25 protein-coding genes are annotated in these 23,651 nt (G+C 63.0%); 14 read left to right on the forward strand and 11 right to left on the reverse strand.

Going from position 1 to position 23,651, the window contains the following annotated elements; translation table 11 throughout:
- Positions 1 to 28: 28 nt before the first annotated feature.
- The 3 genes from ctaD (at position 29) to M2395_RS26575 (ending at position 3,202) form a co-directional block, all read left to right on the forward strand.
- The gene (gene ctaD, locus M2395_RS26565; RefSeq protein WP_011058450.1) at positions 29 to 1,624 is read left to right on the forward strand and encodes a cytochrome c oxidase subunit I; all 1,596 of its coding nucleotides are present in this window, start codon (positions 29 to 31) and stop codon (positions 1,622 to 1,624) included.
- A 99-nt stretch (positions 1,625 to 1,723) separates the two neighbouring features.
- On the forward strand, positions 1,724 to 2,281 hold the full coding sequence (locus M2395_RS26570) for a cytochrome c oxidase assembly protein (protein ID WP_011058451.1): 558 nt from the start codon (positions 1,724 to 1,726) through the stop codon (positions 2,279 to 2,281).
- Positions 2,282 to 2,314: 33 nt separating this feature from the next.
- Positions 2,315 to 3,202 (forward strand): cytochrome c oxidase subunit 3, encoded by an 888-nt coding sequence (locus M2395_RS26575; RefSeq protein ID WP_015633642.1) that lies wholly within the window; start codon positions 2,315 to 2,317, stop codon positions 3,200 to 3,202.
- A 6-nt stretch (positions 3,203 to 3,208) separates the two neighbouring features.
- On the opposite strand, the gene M2395_RS26580 is transcribed toward M2395_RS26575, so the two are convergent.
- Positions 3,209 to 3,412 (reverse strand): twin transmembrane helix small protein, encoded by a 204-nt coding sequence (locus M2395_RS26580; RefSeq protein ID WP_011058453.1) that lies wholly within the window; start codon positions 3,410 to 3,412, stop codon positions 3,209 to 3,211.
- Between the two features lie 70 nt (positions 3,413 to 3,482).
- Between M2395_RS26580 and M2395_RS26585 the strand changes: the two genes are divergently transcribed.
- The 5 genes from M2395_RS26585 to M2395_RS26605 are packed head-to-tail and all read left to right on the forward strand — an operon-like array spanning position 3,483 to position 7,391.
- On the forward strand, positions 3,483 to 4,223 hold the full coding sequence (locus tag M2395_RS26585; RefSeq protein WP_123431161.1) for an SURF1 family protein: 741 nt from the start codon (positions 3,483 to 3,485) through the stop codon (positions 4,221 to 4,223).
- The gene (locus M2395_RS26590; protein ID WP_015633644.1) at positions 4,189 to 4,779 is read left to right on the forward strand and encodes a hypothetical protein; all 591 of its coding nucleotides are present in this window, start codon (positions 4,189 to 4,191) and stop codon (positions 4,777 to 4,779) included. Before M2395_RS26585 ends, M2395_RS26590 begins: the two co-directional genes overlap by 35 nt.
- A 10-nt stretch (positions 4,780 to 4,789) precedes the next feature.
- On the forward strand, positions 4,790 to 5,869 hold the full coding sequence (locus M2395_RS26595) for a heme A synthase (protein WP_123431162.1): 1,080 nt from the start codon (positions 4,790 to 4,792) through the stop codon (positions 5,867 to 5,869).
- Complete coding sequence (cyoE, locus tag M2395_RS26600) at positions 5,857 to 6,759, forward strand: heme o synthase (RefSeq protein WP_077933154.1); 903 nt, start codon at positions 5,857 to 5,859, stop codon at positions 6,757 to 6,759. Before M2395_RS26595 ends, cyoE begins: the two co-directional genes overlap by 13 nt.
- Positions 6,756 to 7,391 carry an SCO family protein gene (locus tag M2395_RS26605; protein WP_047290209.1) on the forward strand — a complete coding sequence of 212 codons (636 nt, stop codon included), beginning with the start codon at positions 6,756 to 6,758 and terminating at the stop codon, positions 7,389 to 7,391. The genes cyoE and M2395_RS26605 overlap by 4 nt, the downstream gene beginning before the upstream one ends.
- Positions 7,392 to 7,598: 207 nt before the next feature.
- On the opposite strand, the gene M2395_RS26610 is transcribed toward M2395_RS26605, so the two are convergent.
- Genes M2395_RS26610 through M2395_RS26620 form a run of 3 tightly spaced genes read right to left on the reverse strand, consistent with a single transcriptional unit; the run spans position 7,599 to position 10,104 of the window.
- Positions 7,599 to 8,372, reverse strand: a complete 774-nt coding sequence (locus tag M2395_RS26610; protein WP_015633648.1) for a MetQ/NlpA family ABC transporter substrate-binding protein — start codon at positions 8,370 to 8,372, stop codon at positions 7,599 to 7,601.
- Between the two features lie 59 nt (positions 8,373 to 8,431).
- Positions 8,432 to 9,097: a methionine ABC transporter permease gene (locus tag M2395_RS26615; protein WP_011058460.1), complete on the reverse strand. Its 666-nt coding sequence runs from the start codon at positions 9,095 to 9,097 to the stop codon at positions 8,432 to 8,434.
- On the reverse strand, positions 9,097 to 10,104 hold the full coding sequence (locus M2395_RS26620; RefSeq protein ID WP_011058461.1) for a methionine ABC transporter ATP-binding protein: 1,008 nt from the start codon (positions 10,102 to 10,104) through the stop codon (positions 9,097 to 9,099). The genes M2395_RS26615 and M2395_RS26620 overlap by 1 nt, the downstream gene beginning before the upstream one ends.
- Positions 10,105 to 10,319: 215 nt before the next feature.
- On the opposite strand from M2395_RS26620, the gene katE reads away from it, so the two are divergent.
- Positions 10,320 to 12,512 carry a catalase HPII gene (katE, locus tag M2395_RS26625; RefSeq protein ID WP_227454110.1) on the forward strand — a complete coding sequence of 731 codons (2,193 nt, stop codon included), beginning with the start codon at positions 10,320 to 10,322 and terminating at the stop codon, positions 12,510 to 12,512.
- Between the two features lie 56 nt (positions 12,513 to 12,568).
- Here katE and M2395_RS26630 read toward each other — a convergent pair whose 3' ends face one another.
- The 4 genes from M2395_RS26630 to zur are packed head-to-tail and all read right to left on the reverse strand — an operon-like array spanning position 12,569 to position 15,374.
- A complete protein-coding gene (locus tag M2395_RS26630) occupies positions 12,569 to 13,288 on the reverse strand; it encodes a PA5502 family lipoprotein (protein ID WP_041114991.1) in 720 nt (239 codons plus the stop codon).
- A gap of 37 nt (positions 13,289 to 13,325) precedes the next feature.
- Positions 13,326 to 14,114 carry a zinc ABC transporter permease subunit ZnuB gene (znuB, locus tag M2395_RS26635; RefSeq protein ID WP_011058464.1) on the reverse strand — a complete coding sequence of 263 codons (789 nt, stop codon included), beginning with the start codon at positions 14,112 to 14,114 and terminating at the stop codon, positions 13,326 to 13,328.
- Positions 14,107 to 14,892, reverse strand: coding sequence for a zinc ABC transporter ATP-binding protein ZnuC (gene znuC, locus M2395_RS26640; RefSeq protein WP_011058465.1), 786 nt, complete (start codon positions 14,890 to 14,892; stop codon positions 14,107 to 14,109). The genes znuB and znuC overlap by 8 nt, the downstream gene beginning before the upstream one ends.
- Positions 14,892 to 15,374: a zinc uptake transcriptional repressor Zur gene (gene zur, locus M2395_RS26645; protein WP_011058466.1), complete on the reverse strand. Its 483-nt coding sequence runs from the start codon at positions 15,372 to 15,374 to the stop codon at positions 14,892 to 14,894. Before zur ends, znuC begins: the two co-directional genes overlap by 1 nt.
- Before the next feature lie 66 nt (positions 15,375 to 15,440).
- Here zur and M2395_RS26650 point away from each other — a divergent pair, with 66 nt between their 5' ends.
- A complete protein-coding gene (locus M2395_RS26650) occupies positions 15,441 to 16,361 on the forward strand; it encodes a zinc ABC transporter substrate-binding protein (protein ID WP_210671238.1) in 921 nt (306 codons plus the stop codon).
- 91 nt (positions 16,362 to 16,452) lie between these two features.
- On the opposite strand, the gene M2395_RS26655 is transcribed toward M2395_RS26650, so the two are convergent.
- Positions 16,453 to 17,403 (reverse strand): homoserine kinase, encoded by a 951-nt coding sequence (locus tag M2395_RS26655; protein ID WP_123431164.1) that lies wholly within the window; start codon positions 17,401 to 17,403, stop codon positions 16,453 to 16,455.
- A gap of 65 nt (positions 17,404 to 17,468) precedes the next feature.
- The gene (locus M2395_RS26660) at positions 17,469 to 17,756 is read right to left on the reverse strand and encodes a DUF2782 domain-containing protein (protein WP_011058469.1); all 288 of its coding nucleotides are present in this window, start codon (positions 17,754 to 17,756) and stop codon (positions 17,469 to 17,471) included.
- Between the two features lie 74 nt (positions 17,757 to 17,830).
- Between M2395_RS26660 and polA the strand changes: the two genes are divergently transcribed.
- Positions 17,831 to 20,623: a DNA polymerase I gene (gene polA / locus M2395_RS26665; protein ID WP_123431165.1), complete on the forward strand. Its 2,793-nt coding sequence runs from the start codon at positions 17,831 to 17,833 to the stop codon at positions 20,621 to 20,623.
- A 415-nt stretch (positions 20,624 to 21,038) separates the two neighbouring features.
- Here polA and yihA read toward each other — a convergent pair whose 3' ends face one another.
- Positions 21,039 to 21,680, reverse strand: a complete 642-nt coding sequence (yihA, locus tag M2395_RS26670) for a ribosome biogenesis GTP-binding protein YihA/YsxC (RefSeq protein WP_011058471.1) — start codon at positions 21,678 to 21,680, stop codon at positions 21,039 to 21,041.
- A gap of 191 nt (positions 21,681 to 21,871) precedes the next feature.
- Between yihA and M2395_RS26675 the strand changes: the two genes are divergently transcribed.
- The 3 genes from M2395_RS26675 (at position 21,872) to M2395_RS26685 (ending at position 23,640) form a co-directional block, all read left to right on the forward strand.
- Complete coding sequence (locus M2395_RS26675) at positions 21,872 to 22,162, forward strand: cytochrome c5 family protein (RefSeq protein ID WP_015633654.1); 291 nt, start codon at positions 21,872 to 21,874, stop codon at positions 22,160 to 22,162.
- A 45-nt stretch (positions 22,163 to 22,207) separates the two neighbouring features.
- On the forward strand, positions 22,208 to 22,813 hold the full coding sequence (locus M2395_RS26680; protein ID WP_011058472.1) for a cytochrome c: 606 nt from the start codon (positions 22,208 to 22,210) through the stop codon (positions 22,811 to 22,813).
- Between the two features lie 197 nt (positions 22,814 to 23,010).
- Positions 23,011 to 23,640 carry a thiol:disulfide interchange protein DsbA/DsbL gene (locus M2395_RS26685; RefSeq protein WP_011058473.1) on the forward strand — a complete coding sequence of 210 codons (630 nt, stop codon included), beginning with the start codon at positions 23,011 to 23,013 and terminating at the stop codon, positions 23,638 to 23,640.
- Positions 23,641 to 23,651 lie beyond the last annotated feature (11 nt).

The following is a 23,651-nucleotide window of genomic DNA, read 5'->3' on the forward strand; positions in this document are numbered from 1 at the left end:
CAGTCCATTCGCTCGCAGGAGACAGGACATGAGTGCTGTGATCGATGACCACGGCCACGCCGGCCATGATGACCACGCCCATGGCCCGGCCAAGGGCCTGATGCGCTGGGTACTGACCACCAACCACAAGGACATCGGCACCCTGTACCTGTGGTTCAGCTTCTGCATGTTCCTGCTGGGCGGCTCGTTCGCCATGGTGATCCGTGCCGAACTGTTCCAGCCCGGGCTGCAGATCGTCGAGCCGGCGTTCTTCAACCAGATGACCACCATGCATGGCCTGGTGATGGTCTTCGGTGCGGTGATGCCGGCCTTCGTCGGCCTGGCCAACTGGATGATCCCGTTGATGATCGGCGCGCCGGACATGGCCCTGCCGCGGATGAACAACTTCAGCTTCTGGCTGCTGCCGGCGGCCTTCCTGTTGCTGATCTCGACCCTGTTCATGCCCGGCGGCGGGCCGAACTTCGGCTGGACCTTCTATGCCCCCCTGTCCACCACCTATGCCCCGGAAAGCGTGACCTTCTTCATCTTCGCCATCCACCTGATGGGCGTCAGCTCGATCATGGGCGCGATCAACGTGATCGCCACCATCCTCAACCTGCGAGCCCCGGGCATGACCCTGATGAAGATGCCCCTGTTCGTCTGGACCTGGCTGATCACCGCCTTCCTGCTGATTGCAGTGATGCCGGTACTGGCCGGGGTGGTGACCATGATGCTGATGGACATCCATTTCGGCACCAGCTTCTTCAGTGCGGCCGGCGGCGGTGACCCGGTGTTGTTCCAGCACGTGTTCTGGTTCTTCGGCCACCCCGAGGTGTACATCATGATCCTGCCGGCCTTCGGCGCGGTCAGCTCGATCATCCCCACCTTCAGCCGCAAGCCACTGTTCGGCTACACCTCGATGGTTTATGCCACCGGGGCGATCGCCTTCCTGTCGTTCATCGTCTGGGCGCACCACATGTTCGTGGTGGGCATCCCGCTGGTGGGCGAGCTGTTCTTCATGTACGCCACCCTGCTGATCGCCGTGCCCACTGGAGTCAAGGTGTTCAACTGGGTGAGTACCATGTGGCAGGGCTCGCTGACCTTCGAGACACCGATGCTGTTCGCGGTGGCCTTCGTCATCCTGTTCACCATCGGCGGTTTCTCCGGGCTGATGCTGGCCATTGCCCCGGCGGACTTCCAGTACCAGGACACCTACTTCGTGGTGGCGCACTTCCACTACGTACTGGTGCCGGGGGCGATCTTCGGGATCTTCGCCTCGGCCTACTACTGGCTGCCCAAGTGGACCGGGCACATGTACGACGAGACCCTGGGCAAGCTGCACTTCTGGCTGTCCTTCGTCGGCATGAACATGGCGTTCTTCCCCATGCACTTCGTGGGGCTGGCGGGCATGCCGCGGCGGATCCCGGACTACAACCTGCAGTTCGCCGACTTCAACATGGTGTCCTCCATCGGTGCCTTCACTTTCGGTGCGACGCAGATCTTCTTCCTGTTCATCGTCATCAAGTGCATCCGCGGCGGCAAAGCGGCTCCGGCCAAACCCTGGGAAGGTGCCGAAGGCCTGGAGTGGAGTATTCCCTCGCCGGCGCCGTACCACACCTTTGTCACCCCGCCGGAAGTGAAATGAACATCTGTGCTGTAGGAGCGAGCTCGCTCGCGAAGGCGCCAGAGTATGGTACCCGCTTCGCCGGCAAGCCGGCTCCTGCAGGCTTGGGAGGACGTTGAGATGGCCGAGGTAACGCTGAAGAAACTGGTGACCCGCCTGTTGCTGGTGGTGGTGGCGATGTTCGTCTTCGGTTTTGCCCTGGTGCCGATCTACGACGTGATGTGCAAGGCCCTGGGGATCAACGGCAAGACCGGTGGGCAGTATGCGGACCAGGGGCAGCAGGTGGATGTATCGCGCCAGGTGCGGGTGCAGTTCCTGTCCACCAATGCCATCGACATGGTCTGGGATTTCTATCCCAAGTCCGATGACATCGTGGTCCATCCGGGGGCGGTGAACGAGATGATCTTCATCGCCCGCAACCCCAGCGACCACCCGATGAGCGCCCAGGCGATCCCGAGCATCTCCCCCAGCAGCGCGGCCATGTATTTCCACAAGACCGAGTGCTTCTGCTTTACCCAGCAGGTGCTGCAGCCGGGCGAGAAGATCGAGATGCCGGTGCGTTTCATCGTTGACCGTGACATGCCCAAGGATGTGAAGCACCTGACGCTGGCTTACACGCTGTTCGATATCACCGCGCGTCATCCACCGGTGGCGGTTGCCGCCAAGAACGGTGGCTAGACGATCTAGCGTGCCCGATAAGGAGAACAACCCATGGCGACTCATGAGCACTATTACGTTCCCGCCCAGAGCAAGTGGCCGATCATCGCAACGGTGGGCATGTTCGTCACCGTGGTGGGCCTGGGTATCTGGTTCAACGACCTCAAGGCTGCGCGACCGGAATCCCACGGCCCGCTGATCTTTTTCGTCGGCGGCCTGCTGCTGGCCTACATGCTGTTCGGCTGGTTTGGTGCGGTGGTCAAGGAAAGCCGCGCCGGGCTCTACAGCGCCCAGCTCGATCGCTCGTTCCGCTGGGGCATGAGCTGGTTCATCTTTTCCGAAGTGATGTTCTTCATGGCCTTCTTCGGTGCGCTGTTCTATGTGCGGCACATGTCCGGGCCCTGGCTCGGCGGTGAGGGGCACAAGGGCATCGCCCACATGCTGTGGCCGAACTTCGAGTTCGTCTGGCCGCTGCTCAACAACCCCGACCCGAAACTCTTTCCGCCGCCCAAGGGCACCATCAGCCCCTGGGGCCTGCCGCTGCTCAACACCATCCTGCTGGTGAGTTCCAGCGTCACCGTGACCATCGCCCACCACGCCTTGAAGAAAGGCCATCGGGGCGCGCTGAAGATCTGGCTGGCGCTGACGGTGCTGCTGGGTTGCGCCTTCCTGGGCTTTCAGGCCGAGGAATACATCCATGCCTACCACGAGCTGGGGCTGACCCTGGGTTCGGGGATCTACGGCGCCACCTTCTTCATGCTCACCGGTTTCCACGGTGCCCACGTGACCATTGGCACCCTGATCCTGTTCGTGATGCTGATGCGCATCATGCGCGGGCATTTCGACGCCGAGCACCAGTTCGGCTTCGAGGCCGCCAGCTGGTACTGGCACTTCGTCGACGTGGTCTGGATCGGCCTGTTCGTTTTCGTCTACGTGCTCTGAGGCGCCCTACCAGGGCGCGTGGGAGACCAGCTGGCCGCTGAAGAAACCCCAGGCGATCAAGCCGACGGTGACAACGGCCAGCGCGACCCGAATGCTCAGTGAGGTCACCAGGCGCTTGGATGAACTGTCGTCCTTGACCAGAAAGAACAGGCCGCTGAACAGGCTGACAACCGTGGCAATCAGCATCAGGACGATGGCTGCTTTGAGCATGGTGGGACTCCGGGGGAAACGCGATGTACAGCAGTATAGCGAGTGGATTTCTCAGCCTTGCAGGCCAGCCATGAAGGGCTTCCGGCCGGGCATCGGGCCGACCCTGGTGGTGCTTTTGCTGCTGCCGGTGCTGATTGCCCTGGGCTTCTGGCAACTGGGCCGGGGCGAGCAGAAGCGCCAGTTGCTGGCCAGCTACGCCGAGCGCCGTGCGGCGGAGCCGGTGGCCCTGTTCGAGCTGTTGGCCAGCGAGGATCCGGCTTTTCGCCGGGTACGCCTGCACGGTCATTTCGATGCCGACCACAGCCTGTTGCTGGATAACCGCCTGCATGACGGCAAGGTCGGGGTCGAGCTGCTGCAACCCTTCCTCGACCAGGCCAGCGGTCGCTGGCTGCTGGTCAACCGCGGCTGGCTGCCCTGGCCCGACCGGCGCACGCCTCCCGTATTCAGCACCCCGCAGCAGAGCCTGAGCCTGGATGCCTGGGTCTACGTTTCGCCGGGCGCGGCATTCCAGCTGCACGCCGACCCCAGCGGCGCAAGCTGGCCGCGGCTGATTACCGCCGTGGCGCCACAAGCGCTCTGGGCCGAGCTGGGCCGCAGCGGTTTCGACCATGAAGTGCGCCTGGAGTCGGGCCCAGGGGCCTACCTGACCGAATGGCCGGTGGTCGCCATGGGCCCGGAAAAACACCAGGCCTATGCGGTGCAGTGGTTCGCCATGGCCCTGGCGCTGTTCGCTCTCTATCTCTATTTCGGCTGGCACAACACTCGGGAGAAACGCCATGGGAACGGCCATGAATCCACCCAACATCTCTGACGCCCAGGCGCCCAACCGGCGGCGCGGCCGCTGGCAACTGGTGCTGATCCTGCTGATGGTGATCGGCCCGATGATCCTTGCCACCGGTATGTACAAGCTGCAGTTCTGGGTACCGGAAAGCCGCAGCTATCACGGCGAGCTTATCGGCAATGGCCAGACCCGCGCCCAGATCGGCGTGCAGGCCGAGGAGGATCGCTGGCAGGTTCTGGTCACCGCGCCCGGGGAGTGCGCAGTGGATTGCCAGCAACTGGTGTACCTGGCGCGGCAGATCCAGATCGCCCTGGGCCGTGATGCCTCGCGGGCCAGCCATGCCCTGGCCAGCGCCCGGCCCCTGAGCGCCGAATACGAAGCCAAGCTGCAGCGGGAATACCCGCAACTGCAACGCTACCCCCTGGACCTGGCGACCTTCACCAAGGGCGCCAACGACAAGGAGGCGCCGCAGCTGTGGATCGTCGACCCCCACAGCAACCTGGTGCTGCGCTATGACGCCCGGGTCAAGGGCAAGGACCTGCTCAACGACCTGCGCCACCTGCTGAAACTGTCGAACATCGGATAAGGGCATCGTCATGGCCAAACCTGGATTTCGCCTCGCGTTGTTTGCCACCTTGCTGGCCCTGATCGTGGTGCTGCTCGGCGCCTACACCCGGCTGACCCATGCCGGCCTCGGCTGCCCGGACTGGCCCGGCTGCTACGGCTTTATCAGCGTGCCGAAAAGCGAAGCCCAGTTGGCCCATGCCGAGCTGCATTTTCCCGATACCCCGGTGGAGGCCCACAAGGGCTGGAACGAGATGATCCACCGATACTTCGCCGGTACCCTGGGGCTGCTGATCGTGCTCCTGGCGGCCCGGGCCTGGACCCATCGCCGGCATCCGGTGCAGCCCCTGAAGCTGCCGCTGTTCCTCCTGGCAGTGGTGTTCGCCCAGGCGGCCTTCGGCATGTGGACAGTGACCCTCAAGCTCTGGCCGCAAGTGGTCACCGCGCACCTGCTGGGCGGTTTCGCCACCCTGAGCCTGTTGTTCCTGCTGACCTTGCGCCTGTCCGGGGTATTGCCGGCGCTGATCGTGCCGCGGCGCTTGCAGTACTGGGCCACCGCCGGGCTGGTGCTGGTGATCGGGCAGATCGCCCTGGGTGGCTGGGTCAGTTCCAACTACGCGGCGGTGGCCTGTATCGACCTGCCCACCTGCCATGGCCAGTGGTGGCCGAACATGGACTTCGCCAACGGCTTCCACCTGACCCAGCACATCGGCCCCAACTACCTGGGCGGGCAACTGGACAGCGATGCCCGCACCGCCATCCACATGACCCACCGGATCGGCGCGGTGCTGGTGACCCTGGTGTTGCTGGGCCTGGCCTGGCAGCTGCGGCAGACCGGCATGACCCGCCTGGCCGGGCTGGTGCTGGTGGCGCTGGGGGCGCAGGTCAGCCTGGGCCTGAGCAACGTGTTCTTTCATTTGCCACTGCCGGTGGCCGTGGCCCACAACGCCGGGGGGGCGGCGCTGCTGCTGACCCTGGTGCTGGTCAACTACCACGCCCGTACCAGCTTGGTACGGGCCCGGGATCGCCTGCCCCTGGGCTGGCGGCTCAGCCCGCGTAAACAGATGGCGGGTCCCATCACCATCAAAGGAGAGATGCCATGGCGACTCTGATCGGCGAACGTCAGCACCCCCAGGCGATCTGGCGCGATTACCTGGAACTGACCAAACCCAAGGTGGTGGTGCTGATGCTGATCACCTCGCTGGTGGGCATGTTCCTCGCCACCCGCGCCGGAGTTCCGTGGACGGTGCTGGTGTTCGGCAACCTGGGCATTGCCCTGTGCGCGGGCGGGGCGGCGGCGGTCAACCATGTGGTGGACCGGCGCATCGACGCGCTGATGGCCCGGACCCACAAGCGGCCCCTGGCCGAAGGCCGGGTATCGCCACGAGCGGCGCTGGCCTTTGCCCTGCTCCTGGCGCTAGCCGGGCAGGCGCTGCTGCTGACCTTCACCAACCCACTCACGGCCTGGCTGACCCTGGCCTCGCTGCTGGGCTATGCGGTGGTCTACACCGGGTTTCTGAAGCGCGCGACGCCGCAGAACATCGTGATCGGCGGGCTGGCCGGCGCGGCTCCACCGTTGCTGGGCTGGGTCGCCGCCACCGGGCACATGAGCGCCGAACCGCTGCTGCTGGTGTTGATTATCTTCGCCTGGACCCCGCCGCACTTCTGGGCCCTGGCCATCCACCGCAAAGAGGAGTACGCCAAGGCCGATATCCCGATGCTGCCGGTCACCCATGGCGAGCACTACACCAAGGTGCACATCCTGCTCTACACCTTTGCCCTGCTGGCGGTGAGCCTGCTGCCCTATGTCATCCACATGAGTGGCGTGCTGTACCTGGTGTGTGCCCTGGCCCTGGGCGGGCGCTTCCTGCAATGGGCCTGGGTGCTGTACCGTGGCACTCGGCCGCACGCGGCGATCAACACCTTCAAGTACTCTATTTATTACTTGTTCCTGCTGTTCATCGCCCTGCTCGTAGACCACTACCTATTGTTGAACCTATGACTCGAACTCAGAAAACCGTCTTTATTCTCGTTGCCCTGGTTGCCCTGGTGCTGGGGCTTACCGTCAACAAAGTACTGTCCGGCAAGGGTCAGGGCGACCCCACTGCACTGATCGATGCGGGCATCATCCTGCTGCCGCAAAGCCGTACCCTGCCTGCGGTGAAGATGGTCGACCAAGACGGCCAGCCAGTGGTGATCGACGAGCTGAAGGGCAAATGGTCGCTGCTGTTCTTCGGCTACACCTTCTGCCCGGACATCTGCCCCACCACCTTGGCCCAGTTGCGGCAGATCAAGAGCGAGCTGCCCAAGGATGCGGTGGACAAGCTGCAGGTGGTCCTGGTCAGCGTCGACCCCAACCGTGATACCCCGCAGCAGCTCAAGCAGTACCTGGGCTACTTCGACAAGGACTTCAAGGGCCTGACCGCCTCCTCGGTGGAAGACCTGCAGAAGCTCGCCAACGCCGTGAGCATTCCCTTCATCCCGGCCGATACCAGCAAGCCCAACTACACCGTGGACCACAGCGGCAACCTGGCGGTGATCGGCCCGGACGGCACCCAGCGCGGTTTCATCCGTGCTCCGCTGAACAACCAGAAGCTGGTGGCCCAACTGCCTGTGATGCTGCAGCGCAAATAACGCTACATGCTCGAACCGCTGAACCGCTGAACCGCTGAACCGCTGAACCGCTGAACCCTGTAGCCGCTGCCGCAGGCTGCGATCGGCCTCGAAGAGGACGCGCTCCTGAGGCCCTTGGAAGACGCTGGGCGCCTTATCCCGGCCTTCGGCAGCGGCTACAACGAAACGGGGCGCCCCAAGGCGCCCCGTTTGTGTTTCTGCAACCGATCAGAACGCCGGCACGATGGCGCCTTTGTACTTCTCGAGAATGAACTGCTTCACTTCAGGGCTGTGCAGGGCCGCGACCAGCTTCTTCATGGCGTCCGAATCCTTGTCGTCAGGACGGGCCACCAGGATGTTCACGTAAGGCGAATCCTTGCCTTCGATCACCAGGGCGTCCTTGGAAGGATCCAGCTTGGCTTCCAGGGCATAGTTGGTGTTGATCAGCGCCAGGTCGACCTGGGTCAGCACGCGCGGGATGGTGGCGGCTTCCAGTTCACGGAACTTCAGGTCCTTGGGGTTCTCGGTGATGTCCTTGATGGTGGCCAGGATGTTGTTGGAATCCTTGAGCTTGATCAGGCCGGCCTTGTCCAGCAGCAACAGCGCGCGGCCGCCGTTGGTGGCGTCGTTGGGGATCACCACGGTGGCGCCGCCCGGCAGTTCGGAGAGCTGCTTGTACTTGCTGGAATAGGCACCCAGGGGCTCGACGTGAACACCGGCAACGTTCACCAGCTTGGTGCCCTTGGCCTTGTTGAACTCATCCAGGTAGGGCTGGTGCTGGAAGAAGTTGGCGTCCAGGCGCTTTTCGGCGACTTGCACGTTGGGCTGCACGTAGTCGGTGAAGACCTTGACCTTCAGGTCCACGCCTTCCTTGGCCAGGGCCGGTTTGACGAACTCCAGGATCTCGGCGTGGGGCACTGGTGTGGCGGCCACGGTCAGGGTTTCGGCGGCGTGCGCGGAGAACGCGGCAACGGCTGCGAAAGCGACGAGTAGTTTTTTCATCCAACAAGCTCCTTGTAAGTCGCCCGACCCCGGGCGCCTGCCGGCCTGGGCCGGCAATTTTATTTGCGGGAAAAGTGCACCACCAGCTTGTCGCCGACGGTTTGCAGAACCTGGACCAGCACCAGCAGCAACACCACGGTCACCACCATCACATCGGTCTGGAAGCGCTGGTAGCCGAAGCGGATCGCCAGGTCGCCCAGGCCACCGGCCCCCACCACGCCGGCCATGGCGGTGTAGGACACCAGGGTAATGGCAGTCACGGTGATAGCGGCAAAGATGCCCGGGCGGGCTTCCGGGAGCAAGGCATTGGTAATGATCTGCCGGGTGCTGGCACCCATGGACTGGGTGGCCTCGATGATGCCGCGATCCACTTCGCGCAGGGCGGTTTCCACCAGCCGGGCAAAGAACGGCGTGGCGCCGACCACCAGCGGTGGAATGGCCCCGGCAACCCCCAGCGATGTGCCGGTGATCAGTACGGTGAAGGGAATCATCACGATCAGCAGGATGATGAACGGCAGCGAACGCAGGATGTTGACCACCAGCGACAGCAGCGCATACAGCGACTTCTGCTCCAGCAGTTGGCGCGGGCTGCAGAGGAACAGCAGCACGCCCAGTGGCAGGCCCAGCAGTACGGTGAACAGCAGCGAGCCGCCGAGCATCATCAGGGTGTCGCCGGTGGCCAGCCAGATTTCCAGCCAGTCGATGTTGGCGAAGAAGGTATCCATCAGCGCAGCACCTCCATGTGGACATCCGCCGCGGTGAAGCGGGCGAAGGCCGCTTCCATGTCACCGCCGGTGATGGCCAGGGTCAGTTGCCCATAAGGGGTGTCCTTGATGCGGTCGATGCGTCCGGCGAGGATGCTGTAGTCGACCCCGGTCTCCCGGGCCACGGTGCCCAGCAGCGGCGCGTAGGTGGAATCGCCCTGGAAGGTCAGGCGCACGATGCGCCCCGGTACGTGGGCGAAGTCGTCGCGCTGCTCGTTCTCGTCGATCTGCTCGTCTTCCTGGACGAAGCGCCGGGTGGTCGGGTGCTTGGGGTGCAGGAACACGTCGGCCACCGGGCCCTGTTCGACGATCACGCCGGCGTCCATCACCGCCACCTGGTCACAGACGCGACGGATCACGTCCATCTCGTGGGTGATCAGGACGATGGTCAGGTTCAGCTCGCGGTTGATCTCGGCCAGCAGTTGCAGGACCGAGGCGGTGGTCTGCGGGTCCAGGGCGCTGGTGGCCTCGTCGCACAGCAGGATCTTCGGCTTGGTGGCCAGGGCGCGGGCGATGCCGACGCGCTGCTTCTGGCCGCCGGACAGCTGCGCCGGGTATTTCTTCGCGTGGTCGGCCAGGCCGACCCGGTCCAGCAGCTCGGCCACCCGGCGGTCGATGTCGCTGCGCGACAGCTCGCCGGCCAGGGTCAGGGGCAGGGCGACGTTGTCGGCCACGGTCTTGGACGACAGCAGGTTGAAGTGCTGGAAGATCATGCCGACCTGCTGGCGGAAGCGGCGCAGGCCACTGGCGTCCAGGGCGGTGACGTCTTCGTCGTCGACGACGATGGTGCCGCCACTGGGGTTTTCCAGGCGGTTGATCAGGCGCAGCAGAGTACTTTTACCCGCACCGGAGTGGCCGATCAGGCCGAACACCTGGCCATTCTCGACCCGAAGGCTGGTCGGGTGCAGGGCGGGAATATCCTTACCGGCGACCCGGTAGGTTTTATGGACGTTTTGAAACTCGATCACGTAGCGAACCTTGTGGGGCGCGTTAGAAAAGGATCAGCGGTTAGCCGGGCGCGCATTTTAGCCTGTCCGTATAGAGGTTCTTAGCATTTATTTCGCAATCATCCTGCCATTTGGCAATAACGCGATCAAAGGTCATAAAAAAGGAACGCTCGCACCTTCTCGTCAGTCATTAGTTAAGTCACTCGAAAGCCGCCAGGTGCCGTGCCTGGAGGCCTTTGCCCACGAAGCCCCGGCACGCCAGGGATTTCGCCAACGAGGAGTTTTGCCTGATGAGCACGAAGAAGCCCGATACCCCAAAAAGCCAGATGGCCGGGACCGACACCCTGGACCGCGGCAACAGCAACAGCAAGCTCAAGAGCCTGGAGACGTTCCGCTCCGACGCCACCGGGCAGGCCCTGCGGACCAACCAGGGGGTGAAGATCGCCGACAACCAGAACACCCTCAAAACCGGTGCTCGTGGGCCTTCGCTGCTGGAAGACTTCATCATGCGGGAGAAGATCACCCACTTCGACCATGAGCGGATTCCCGAGCGCATCGTGCATGCCCGAGGGGTGGGTGCCCATGGTTACTTCCAGAGCTATGACAACCATTCGGCATTGACTAAGGCCGGTTTCCTGCGTGATCCGGGGAAGAAAACACCAGTGTTCGTACGCTTTTCCACGGTCCAGGGGCCAAGAGGCTCTGGCGACACCGTGCGTGACGTGCGCGGCTTTGCGGTGAAGTTCTTCACTGACGAAGGCAACTTCGACTTGGTGGGCAACAACATGCCGGTGTTCTTCATTCAGGACGCGATCAAGTTCCCCGATTTCGTACACGCCGTGAAACCCGAACCCCACAACGAAATACCCACCGGCGGCTCGGCCCATGACACCTTCTGGGACTTTGTCTCGCTGCAGCCGGAATCGGCGCACATGGTGATCTGGGCCATGTCCGACCGGGCCATTCCGAAAAGTCTGCGGGCCATGCAGGGCTTTGGCGTGCATACCTTTCGCCTGATCAACGCCCAGGGCCGGTCGAGCTTCGTCAAGTTCCACTGGCGGCCGACGGTGGGTACCTGTTCGCTGGTCTGGGATGAGGCGCAGAAGCTGGCGGGCAAGGACACCGACTTCCATCGCCGCGACCTGTGGGAATCGATCGAAGCCGGGGATTACCCGGAGTGGGAGTTCGGTGTACAGATCATCGCCGAGGAAGACGAGCACAACTTTGATTTCGACATCCTCGACCCGACCAAGCTGATTCCCGAGGAGCTGGTGCCGATCACGCCCCTGGGCAAGATGGTGCTGAACCGCAACCCGGACAACTATTTTGCCGAGACCGAGCAGGTCGCCTTCTGCCCGGGGCACATAGTGCCCGGGATCGACTTCTCCAACGACCCGCTGTTGCAAGGACGGCTGTTTTCCTACACCGATACCCAGATCAGCCGCCTGGGTGGGCCGAACTTCCACGAATTGCCGATCAATCGGCCGCTGGCGCCCTTCCACAACAGCCAGCGCGACGCCATGCACCGCATCACCCTGGACAAGGGCCGGGCCTCCTATGAGCCCAATTCCATCGACGGCGGCTGGCCCCGGGAAACCCCACCGGCGGCCGAGGATGGCGGCTTCGAGAGTTACAACGAGCGTATCGATGCGCACAAGATCCGCCAGCGCAGCGAATCGTTCAGCGACCATTTCTCCCAGGCGCGGCTCTTCTACAAGAGCATGAGCAAGCACGAGCAGGAGCACATCATCGCCGCCTACAGCTTTGAGCTGGGCAAGGTGGAACGTGAATGGATCCGCGAACGCCAGGTCAACGAGATTCTGGCCAACATCGACCTGCAACTGGCCGCGCGAGTGGCCGAGAACCTCGGGCTGGCGGCGCCGAAGAAAGCCACGGTGGCGGAGCGCAAGACTTCGCTCTCGTGCTCGCCGGCCCTGAGCCAGGCGAACCTGTTGCCGGGCAATATCAAAACCCGGAAGGTGGCGATTCTGGCGGCCAACGGCGTCGATGGTGCAGTGATCGATGCGCTGAAGAAGGCTCTCAAGGCCGAAGGGGCGCACGCCAAGCTACTGGGGCCGACCTCGGCGCCGGTCGCCACGGCGGACGGCAAGAGCCTGCCGGTGGATGCGTCCATGGAGGGCTTGCCATCGGTGGCTTTCGATGCGGTGTTCGTGCCCGGAGGTGCGCAGTCGATCAAGGCCTTGAGCGGCAATGGCGTGGCCCTGCATTACTTGCTGGAGGCGTACAAGCACCTCAAGGCGATTGCCTTGCACGGCGATGCCCGGGAGCTGTTGCACAGCCTGCGGCTGGAGGCGGATGAAGGCTTGATCGTGGGGGGCGATGCCAAGGCGCTGAAGGCGTTCATTGCCGCCATCGCGCAACATCGGGTCTGGAGCCGAGAGGAAAAGGCCAAGGCAATCCCGGCTTGAACACACTTTCTCCGACAAGCCTGCTCCGTGTAGGAGCCGGCTTGCCGGCGAAGGCTTTACTGCGCCTTGCGCGGGGTCAGCACCATCTGCGCCGGTACATGGCGCACGATTTGCCGACTGATCTTCTGTTCAAAGTCCGGGTCGAGCTTCTTCACCCGCTTGCCGAGCAGGGTCGATAGCCAGGGGTAATCCTCGGTGCGTGGTACCTGGATGCTCACGTCGCACTGGTAATTCACTACATCGGCGGCCAGGGCATCGAGTTGGTGCCGCAGCTTGCGGATATCAGTGACGTTCAAGGCGACGGTGGTGCTCTCGGCGGTCGGATCGATCAGCTTGGCCGCAGGGCGCGCTTCGGCGGCCTTCAGGGCGGCTTCGGCCTTGTCCAGCTCCGCCTTGCGGGCGTGGGCAATGGCATTGTTGACCCCACCGGTCAGCGCCGGAGCCTTGGGCATCAGTGCCCGGGCACGGCTCAGGGCCGTGGCTGCGGCGTTCACATCGCCCTTCTGCAGGACGATCTGGCTGCGCTGCAGATAGGCTTCGGCCAACTGCCGCTGGTACTGCACCAGTTGCGGGTCGTCGGGCGTCTGCGCCTGCAAGGCGCTGAGTTGATCTTCCGCGGTGGCCAGTTCGCTGCTGGCGATGTTTTGTTCCAGCTGCGCGATGGCCGTGGCCCGTGCATCAGGGACCTCGGTGGCCGCTGGTGGCGTGCTTTGGCAGGCTCCCAGTAGCAGGGAAAATGCGACAAGGAGCAGATAACGGGAGGCGAACGGCTTCATTCCTGCGACTCTCTAATTGCGCAAAAAGCGAGCAAGTCTACACCCCTCGACGGGGCAGAACAAAACTCAGCAGAAACAGTGTGGCGGCGGTGACCACGATCGACGGCCCGGCCGGTGTGTCCTTGAACCAGGACAGCGCCAGCCCGCCGCACACCGCGAGCATGCCCAGCAGGCTGGCGCCCAGGGCCATCTGCTCCGGCGAGCGGGCGTGACGCTGTGCCGCAGCGGCCGGGATGATCAACAGCGAAGTGATCAGCAACACCCCGACAATCTTCATGGCCACGGCAATCACCACGGCGATCAGCAGCATCAGCGCCAGGCGCAGCGAGGCCACAGGCAGGCCTTCGACCCTGGCCAGCTCCTCGTGCACGGTGATCGCCAGCAAGGGGCGCCACAGCGCCACCAGCAGCAACAGCACCGCCGCGCTACCGCCGAGAATCCACGCCAGGTCGCCCGGGCTGATCGCCAGCAGGTCACCGAACAGGTAGGCCATCAGGTCGATTCGCACTTCATGCATGAAGCTTAGTACCACCAGGCCCAGAGACAGGGTGCTGGGTGCAAGAATCCCCAGCAGCGTGTCGGAAGCCAGGGGTTGGCGCTGTTGCAGGGTCACCAGCAGCACCGCCAGCAGCAGGCAGCCGACCGTGACCGCTACCGCCGGGCTGACATCCAGCAGAAAGCCCAGGGCCACGCCGAGCAGCGCGGCGTGGGACAAGGTGTCGCCGAAATAGGCCATGCGACGCCAGACCACAAAGGACCCCAAGGGGCCGGCAACCACCGCCAGGGCCAGGCCTGCGAGCAGGGCGTAGAGCAGAAAATCAGCCATGCTTGCAGTTTTCTCCATGGACATGGGCGTGGCCCGAAGCGGGCTGGGTGACGACCGAACCATGCAGGTCGTGGGCATGGTCGTGATGGTGGTGGTAGATCGCCAGGCTCGGTGCGTTCTTGCCGAACAGCTCGACGAAGGCCGGGTCGCCGCTGACCTGCTCGGGGTGGCCAGAGCAGCAGACGTGGCGATTGAGGCAGACCACCTGATCGGTGGTGCTCATCACCAGGTGCAGGTCGTGGGAGACCATCAGCACGCCGCAGCCGTGACGGTCGCGCAGGCGGGTAATCAGGCTGTAGAGCTCGGCCTGGCCGGCCACGTCGACGCCTTGCACCGGTTCATCGAGCACCAGCAGCTCCGGCTCGCGCAGCAGCGCCCGGGCCAGCAGCACACGCTGCATCTCGCCACCGGAGATGCTCTGCACCGGGCTGTCGATCACCTGCTCGGCACCTACTTCCTTGAGCGCTGCCAGCGCCCGGGTACGGTCCACTCCCGGCACCAGGCGCAGAAAGCGCAGCACCGACAGCGGCAAGGTCGGGTCGACATGAAGCTTCTGCGGCATGTAGCCCACCCGCAGTTTGGGCTTGCGCCAGACACTGCCGGTGTCGGGCTTGAGCAGGCCGAGCACGGCGCGCACCAGCGTGGTCTTGCCGGCGCCATTGGGGCCGATCAGGGTGACGATCTGGCCGGGTTCGACGCTGAGCTGGATGTTCTCCAGCACGTTCTGCCCGGCAAAGGTCACCCCGACCTGCTCGAGGCGGATCAACGCATTGCTCATCAAGCCCCCTGGCAGCCCGAGCAGAGCCCGACCACTTCGACGGTCTGGCCCTCGACCACGAAGCCGACGTCGCGGGCGCTGCTGATGATGGCGTCGCTGATGGATTTCTGTTCCAGCTCGATGGCGGCGTGGCATTCGCGGCAGATCAGGAACTGGCCCTGGTGCGCGTGCTCGGGGTGGTTGCAGCCGACAAAGGCATTGAGCGAGGCGATGCGGTGCACCAGGCCGTTTTCCAGGAGGAAATCCAGCGCCCGGTAAACCGTTGGCGGGGCGGCGCGACGGCCGTCCTGCTCGCTGAGCACGGCCAGGATGTCGTAGGCCCCCAGGGGCTTATGGCTTTGCCACACCAGCTCCAGCACCCGCCGGCGCAGGGCGGTCAGGCGCAGGCCTTGCCGTGCGCACAGGGCGTCGGCCTCAGACAGTGCGCTGTGTACGCAGTGAGAGTGGTCGTGTGGACGGCTGGCAAGGGGTGTTTTAGGCATGAGCGGCGACGAGGTTTGTGAGAGACGTTATTATGTTACCCGTTCTCGCCTCCTCGAGTGTCCATCGTGCCCAGACTTTTTCGCCTTTTTGTCGCTTTTACCTTCAGCCTGTTCGCGATCGGCTCGGCCCAGGCCGAAGTGCGGGTGCTGACCAGCATCAAGCCGCTGCAACTGATTGCCGCCGCCGTGCAGGATGGCGTGGCGGTTCCCGAGGTGCTGCTGCCGCCCGGAGCTTCCCCGCACAACTACGCGCTGCGCCCTTCGGACGTGCGCAAGGTGCAGAGTGTGGACCTGCTGTACTGGATCGGCCCGGACATGGAAGGCTTCCTGCCGCGGGTGCTGAAGGGCCGTAGCCTGCCCTCGGTGGCGGTACAGGACCTGCCGGGCATGAAACTCCGGCACTTTGCCGAAGATAGCCACTCCCACGCTGAAGATGCCGACGAACATGACCATGATCATCGCCCCGGCACCCTGGACGCGCACCTCTGGCTGTCGCCGGTCAATGCCCGGGTGATCGCCACCCGCATGGCCGCGGACCTGAGCGCCGCCGACCCGGCCAATGCCGCCCGCTACCAGAGCAACCTGAAGGCGTTCAGCGAGCGTCTGGATGCCCTGGATGCCCGCTTGAAAGCCCGCCTGGCGGGGATCGCCGGCAAGTCTTACTTCGTGTTCCACGAAGCTTTCGACTACTTCGAGGACGCCTACGGCCTCAAGCACGCCGGGGTGTTCAGCGTGGCAGCGGAAGTCCAGCCGGGGGCCCAGCACGTCGCCGCCATGCGCGCGCGCTTGCAGCAGGTGGGCAAGACCTGTGTATTCAGCGAGCCGCCCCTGCGCCCACGCCTGGCGGAAACCCTGGTGGCCGGCCTGCCGGTGAAACTGGCGGAGCTGGATGCGTTGGGCGGTTACACGCCGGCAACCGCTCAAGGCTATGAGCAGGTGCTGGAGAAGTTGGGGAATGATCTGGCGGGCTGCTTGGAGCAGCTTTAAGCGGGGATTGTTGCGCGAGGGCTTTCGCGGGCAAGCCCGCTCCTACAGGTTGAGCGTATCTCTGTAGGAGCGGGCTTGCCCGCGAAGCGTTTTACAGGGCGAACGGCAGCGCGATGCTGACCTGTTGCCGCTGCGCCAGGCGCTGCTGGAACTCCATCGGATCGTGAATCAGCACGTCCTGCCCGGCGAAGCTCTCGGCGGCGATCAGCCGCGATAGCCAGAAGCGCACGCAGGCTACCCGCAGCAGGGTCGGCCAGAGTTCGGCCTCTGCCGCAGTGAACGGGCGCAGCGCCGCGTAGGCGCCCAGCAGGGCTCGGGCCCGTTGGCCGTCGAGTACGCCTTCATCGTCGGAGCACCAGTCATTCAGGGCGATCGCCACGTCGTAGAGCATCGGTCCCGAACAGGCGTTGTAGAAGTCGATCAGGCCGGTCAGGTGGGTGCCTTCGAACATGGCGTTGTCGCGAAACAGATCGGCGTGGATGTTGGCCCGGGGCAGGGCGAGGATCTTCATCTTCTGAGCGGCGATTTCATCCAGGGCCCGTTGCAGCAGGTCTTGGGCCGTGGGGGCCAGGTGCGACAGCAGTTGCCTGCCCTCTTCCTGCATCCAGTCCAGGCCGCGATCGGTCTTGCGCTTGATCATGTGGTCCTTGGTGGCCACGTGCAGGTGGCCGAGCAGCTCACCGACCTGGGCACAGTGCTGGGCGTTGGCCTGCTTGATGTGCTTGCCCGCCAGCCGCGGTTGCAGCAGCGCCGGCTTGCCCGCCAGTTCGCGCAGGGCGACGCCGTCGGTGGTGCGCAGGGCATAGGGCACTGGCAGGTTGGCCTGGTGCAGCACGTCCAGCAGTTCAATGAAGAACGGCATTTCCTGGACCGGGCCACGTTCCACCAGGGTCAGGACGAACTCGCCCCGTTCCAGGCTGATGAAGAAGTTGGTGTTTTCGCTACCAGCGGCGATCCCCTGGAAATCAAGCAGGCGGCCGAGCCCATACGGGGCGAGAAAGGTTTCCAGCTCGGGCCGAGCCAGGGGGGTGAACACAGACATGGTTAAAAACTGCCAGTACGGGCGCTGCTATCCAGCCAGCGCCATTGAGTTGAAGTCGGAGTGGTTTACCACTCAAAGATTTTCCACGAAGGGATCAGCATATCCGGCTGATCCGAACGGATGAAGTTGCCGTCCGAGCCATCGGCACGCACCAGGAAGTAGGGTTTGCCGCCCTTTGGCGTGATCTTGATGGCATACAGGAAGCCATTTTGCCGGTATTCCTGGATGGTCTTGTCGCCTTCCGTGCGAATGGTTACTTCCGGGTCCGCTGATGGCGCATCTTCTGCGGCGATCGCGGCCAATGGAGCGATTGCAATCAAGCCGGTCAGCAGCAAGCGATTTAGTGTGCGCATGATAACCTTGTCCCTTTGTCGTCAACGGTCCCGCTATTCTAGCGCCGGACCCGCCGAAAAGGTTGATCCCGCTCATGAGCCAAGCCCCCCTCGTCCTGGTGGACGGTTCTTCATATCTGTACCGCGCGTTCCACGCGCTGCCTCCGCTGACCACCTCCAAAGGCCTGCCTACCGGCGCGGTCAAGGGCGTGTTGAACATGCTCAAGAGCCTGCGCAAACAGTACCCGGACAGCCCGTTCGCCGTGGTCTTCGATGCCAAGGGCGGGACCTTCCGCGATGACATGTATGCCGAATACAAGGCCAACCGTCCGAGCATGCCCGACGACATGCGGGTGCAGATCGAGCCGTTGCACGCCAGCGTGATCGCCCTGGGTTTCCCCTTGTTGTGCGTGGAAGGGGTCGAGGCCGATGACGTGATCGGCACCCTGGCCCGCAGCAGCGCGGCAGCGGACCGCCCGGTGGTGATTTCCACTGGCGACAAGGACATGGCACAGCTGGTGGACGGGCACATTACCCTGGTCAACACCATGTCCGGTAGCAGCATGGACGTGGAAGGCGTGAAGGAGAAATTCGGCGTCGCTCCCGAGCAGATCATCGATTACCTGGCGCTGATGGGCGACTCTTCCGACAACATTCCCGGGGTGCCGGGCATTGGTCCGAAGACCGCTTCCGGCCTGCTGGTCGGGGTCAATGGCGGGTTGAAGGAGCTGTACGAACAGCTCGATATCGTACCGACCCTGCCGATCCGCGGGGCCAAGACCTTGCCGGCCAAGCTCGAAGAACACAAGGAAATGGCCTTCCTCTCCTATCAGTTGGCGACCATCAAGGTCGACGTGCCGCTGGATGTCGGGCTCGACGACCTGCACCTGGGCGAGCCGGACCGCGAGAAGCTGGTGGAGCTCTACAGCCTGCTGGAGTTCAAGAGCTGGCTCGACGAGTTGCAGCGCGATGCCAAGCGTGTCGAGCTCAGCGGCGCTGAGGCGACACCCGCCGCCGTGCCGCCGCCGCAGACTGTGGAGCAAGCTCCGCTGGAGCTGCAGTACGAAACCATCCTCGACCAGGAGCGTTTCGATGCCTGGCTGGAGAAGCTCAAGGGCGCCAAGCTGATTGCCTTCGACACCGAAACCACCGGGATCGATGCGCAGCAGGCGCAACTGGTGGGCCTGTCCTTCTCGGTCAAGGCCGGCGAAGCGGCCTATGTTCCCCTGACCCACTCCTACATGGGCGCGCCGGCACAGCTGGATCGCGACAGCGTACTGCTGGCCCTCAAGCCCTTGCTGGAAGATCCCAAGCTGCTCAAGGTCGGCCAGCACGCCAAGTTCGACATGAACATCCTGGCCAACTGCGCCATCGGCGGCGACCAGGCCAATGGCATCACTGTGCGCGGCGTGGCCTTCGATACCATGCTCGAATCCTACGTGCTCAACTCCACCGCCACCCGCCATGACATGGACAGCCTGGCGCAGAAGTACCTGGACCACAGCACTGTGAGTTTCCAGGACATCGCTGGCAAGGGTGCCAAGCAGTTGACCTTCGACCAGATTCCTCTTGAGCAGGCCGGCCCCTACGCCGCGGAAGATGCCGACGTGACCCTGCGCCTGCACCAGGTCCTGTTCGACAAGCTGACCGCGATACCGAGCCTGGCCAGCGTGCTCACCGATATCGAAATGCCTTTGGTGCCGGTCCTGGCGCGCATCGAGCGCCAGGGAGCACTGGTGGACGACAAGCTCCTGGGAGTGCAGAGCATCGAACTGGGGGACAAGATGGTCGCCCTGGAGCGCGAAGCCTTCGAGATCGCCGGCGAGGAGTTCAACCTGGGCTCGCCCAAGCAGCTGGGCAGCATCCTCTACGACAAGCTCGGCCTGCCGGTGCTGAAAAAGACTGCCAAGGGCCAGCCATCCACGGCTGAAGAGGTGCTGGCCAAGCTGGCGGAAGACGACTATCCGCTGCCGCGGGTGCTGATGCAGTACCGTTCCATGAGCAAGCTGAAAAGCACCTATACCGACCGCCTGCCGGAGCAGATCAACCCGCGTACCGGGCGCATCCATACCTCCTATCATCAGGCGGTAGCGTCCACCGGCCGGCTGTCCTCCAGCGATCCGAACCTGCAGAACATTCCGGTACGTACCGCTGAAGGCCGGCGCATTCGCCAGGCCTTCATCGCGCCGCCAGGCTACAAGCTGCTGGCAGCGGACTATTCGCAGATCGAGTTGCGGATCATGGCGCACCTGTCCCGCGATGAAGGTTTGCTCAACGCCTTCCGCAACAACCTGGACGTGCACACCGCCACGGCGGCCGAGGTGTTCAAGGTCGAGCTCAAGGACGTCACTTCCGATCAGCGCCGCAGCGCCAAGGCCATCAACTTCGGCCTGATCTACGGTATGGGCGCGCAGAAGCTGGGCAAGGACATCGGTGTCGATACCAAGCAGGCCAAGGCCTATATCGACACCTACTTCGCGCGTTACCCGGGGGTTCGCGAGTACATGGACCGCACCCGCGCCCAGGCCGCGGACCAGGGTTATGTCGAGACCATCTTCGGTCGCCGCCTGTACCTGCCGGAGATCAACTCCAACAAGCCACAGGAGCGCGCCGGCGCCGAACGCACCGCGATCAATGCGCCGATGCAGGGCACCGCGGCAGACATCATCAAGAAAGCCATGGTGGCCGTGGACAACTGGCTGGAGTCCTCGGGGCTGGATGCCCGAGTGATTCTCCAGGTGCACGACGAACTGGTGCTGGAAGTGCGCGAGGACCTGGTGGACCAGGTTCGTGAGGAAATTCGCGGGCACATGAGCGGTGCCGCAACCCTGGATGTGCCGTTATTGGTGGAAGTGGGGGTGGGAAATAACTGGGATGAGGCCCATTAAGGGCACTTTTCAGGTGTTTTTGCCGCGGCATAGTGTCGCGGCAAAAACTAGCGAAGAGCTATTAGCACCGAAAATTTCATCGATTATTGCCAATAGTTTTTGCAACCGGCCGGAACTAAATAGGTGAACGCCCACTCAGAGTTACTGAATGGCTGGTGAAGCCCTTCGATGCTCCTATGTTGTGTTAAGTGTTGGCAGATATCTGGACCCCGCCCTAGCGGTCTAGAACTTGAACCCCGAACTTCCCCCTCCCCATACGAAGTCCGGGGTTTTTTTTGCCTGAAAACCGCCTGGGAAATGATCATGCTGCGTTAAAAGCGCGGCGCGAAATGCTCATTTACAGCCAGTAAACTCCGCTTTCGCACCGCGCTTTTGCCTTGCCTGATCATCCCCCAGGCAATTTTCCCTACGTCTCTCAGGCCTCGGCTTCGGCGCCTTTGTCGGCCAGTTCCATCCAGCCCGCCAGCACGGTGTAGGCCTCTTCCAGGCCCATGCGCTTGGGGGCCGAGAACAGTTGGATGGTGACGGCTTCGCCCCAGCCCTTGCGGATCTGCGACTGCACCTTGAGCAGGGTGTTCTTGGCCGCGCCGTAGGTCAGTTTGTCGGCCTTGGTCAGCAGGATGTGCATCGGCATGCCGCTGGCGACCGCCCAGTCCAGCATCAGCAGGTCGAAGTCGGTCATGGGATGACGGATATCCATCATCAGGATCAGGCCCTTAAGGCTTTCGCGGCTGCCCAGGTAGGCTTCCAGGTGACGCTGCCAGTGTTGCTTGAGCGGGATTGGCACTTTGGCGTAACCGTAGCCCGGCAGGTCGACCAGACGGCGATCGTCGTCTAGCTTGAAGAAGTTCAACAACTGCGTGCGACCCGGAGTTTTCGAGGTGCGTGCCAGGCTGGCGTGGGTCAGGGTGTTCAGGGCGCTGGATTTGCCGGCGTTGGAACGCCCGGCAAAGGCCACTTCGAAGCCTTCATCGTCAGGGCATTGATCGACTTTGGCGGCGCTGAGCATGAACGTAGCCTGTTGGCACAGACCGAGGATGGGGTTCTTGAGTTGCATGGGATTTCCGATTGGGGCGATGCCGAGAGTGGACGCGGCGAGCGGTGTCGTTTCCGTTTCAGTAACGCCAGTATATAATGCCGCAGATTTTGTGTGCGCTTTGTCCCAGCGTAGGATGAAGTTCACGAGAGCGATAAACCTTGAATGCGCATTAGAACGCAGCACGCTCTCAACCCTGAAAAGGTCGTTTTATGACGAAATGGCTGCTAGCTGCCGGTGTCTTGATGCCGTTTTACGGCGCTCAGGCTACACAGGATCCGGAAGCTGTGTACAACCGTGTTTGTGGGGCTTGTCATTCCGGCCAACTACCCACGGCGCCCCGCAAGGGCGACCAGGAAGCTTGGGCGCCGAGGTTGGCGCAAGGTATGGAGACGCTGGTGCAACACGTGACCCAGGGTTTCAAGGCGATGCCGCCGCGTGGTTTGTGCATGGACTGCAGTGCCGAGGATTACCGAGTCATCATCCATTGGATGAGCGAGTGATCCCGGTCCATAACTCTTAACCCTTAGCCGTAGTTGGATTAGCTGATGAACAAATTACTCGTGAGTCTGCTGTTGACCTTGGGCATCACAGGTGTCGCCCATGCCGCAGGCGACGCTGCTGCCGGTCAGGCGAAAGCCGCAGTCTGTGGTGCTTGCCACGGCCCTGATGGGAACAGCATGGCGCCAAACTTTCCCAAGCTGGCGGGTCAGGGGGAAAAGTACCTGAACAAGCAGTTGCACGATATCAAGTCCGGCAAGCGCCAGGTGCTGGAGATGACAGGCCTGTTGACCAACCTGAGCGATCAGGACCTGGCTGACATCGCCGCCTACTTCGCCAGCCAGAAAGGCAGCGTCGGCGCAGCAGATCCTAAAGTCGTGGCCCGTGGTGAAGAACTGTTCCGTGGCGGCAAGCTGGACCAGGGCATGCCTGCCTGCACCGGTTGCCACTCGCCAAACGGTGCGGGTAACGCAGCAGCCGGCTTCCCCCATCTGGGCGGCCAGCACGCACAGTACGTGGCCAAGCAGCTGACCGACTTCCGCGAAGGCAACCGTACCAACGACGGCGATACCCTGGTGATGCGCAGCATCGCTGGCAAGCTGAGCAACAAAGACATCGAAGCGGTGTCCAGCTATATTCAGGGCCTGCACTGAGGCCGGCACGATCAGCGTTGCCCAAGGTGCTAAGCCACGGCAACGTTAATGATTGATTAATCTGACGGTGCAAGCATAAAGGGTGGCTCAGGCCGCCCTTTTTTATGGCGTCTGCCGCTACACTAGCGAACTCAAGCCCGCCAAGACCTGGTCGAATTCAGGTCGAGCGAGGCGCCAAAATTGTCCAGGAGTAAAGCATGCGTAATCTGATTCTCAGCGCCGCACTCGTCACCGCCAGCCTGTTTGGCGTGACCGCTCAAGCGGCCGAACCGCTTGAAGCCGGTAAACAATATGTCGAGTTGAGCAGCGCCGTTCCGGTTGCCGTGCCAGGCAAGATCGAAGTGGTTGAGCTGTTCTGGTATGGCTGCCCGCACTGCTACGCTTTCGAACCCACCATCAATCCCTGGGCTGAAAAACTCCCGGCCGACGTCAACTTCGTCCGTATCCCGGCCATGTTCGGCGGTATCTGGAACATCCATGGCCAGCTGTTCATCACCCTTGAAGCCATGGGTGTCGAGCACAAGGTGCACAAGGCCGTATTCGAAGCCATCCATGGCGGCAAGAAGCTCGCTACTCCTGAAGAGATGGCCGAGTTCCTGGCTGGCGAAGGCGTCGACAAGGACAAGTTCCTGAGCACCTACAATTCCTTCGCCGTCAAAGGCAAGGTCGAAGACGCCAAGAAAAAGGCCCAGGCCTACCAGATCACCGGCGTACCGACCATGGTGGTCAACGGCAAGTATCGTTTCGACCTGGGCACCGCCGGTGGTCCTGAAGGCGCGCTGAGCGTGGCTGACCAGTTGATCGCCAAAGAGCGCGCAGCCAAGTAAGCGCCCGCCGC

Source organism: Pseudomonas sp. BIGb0176, assembly GCF_024810175.1.
Classification (GTDB): Bacteria; Pseudomonadota; Gammaproteobacteria; order Pseudomonadales; family Pseudomonadaceae; genus Aquipseudomonas; species Aquipseudomonas protegens.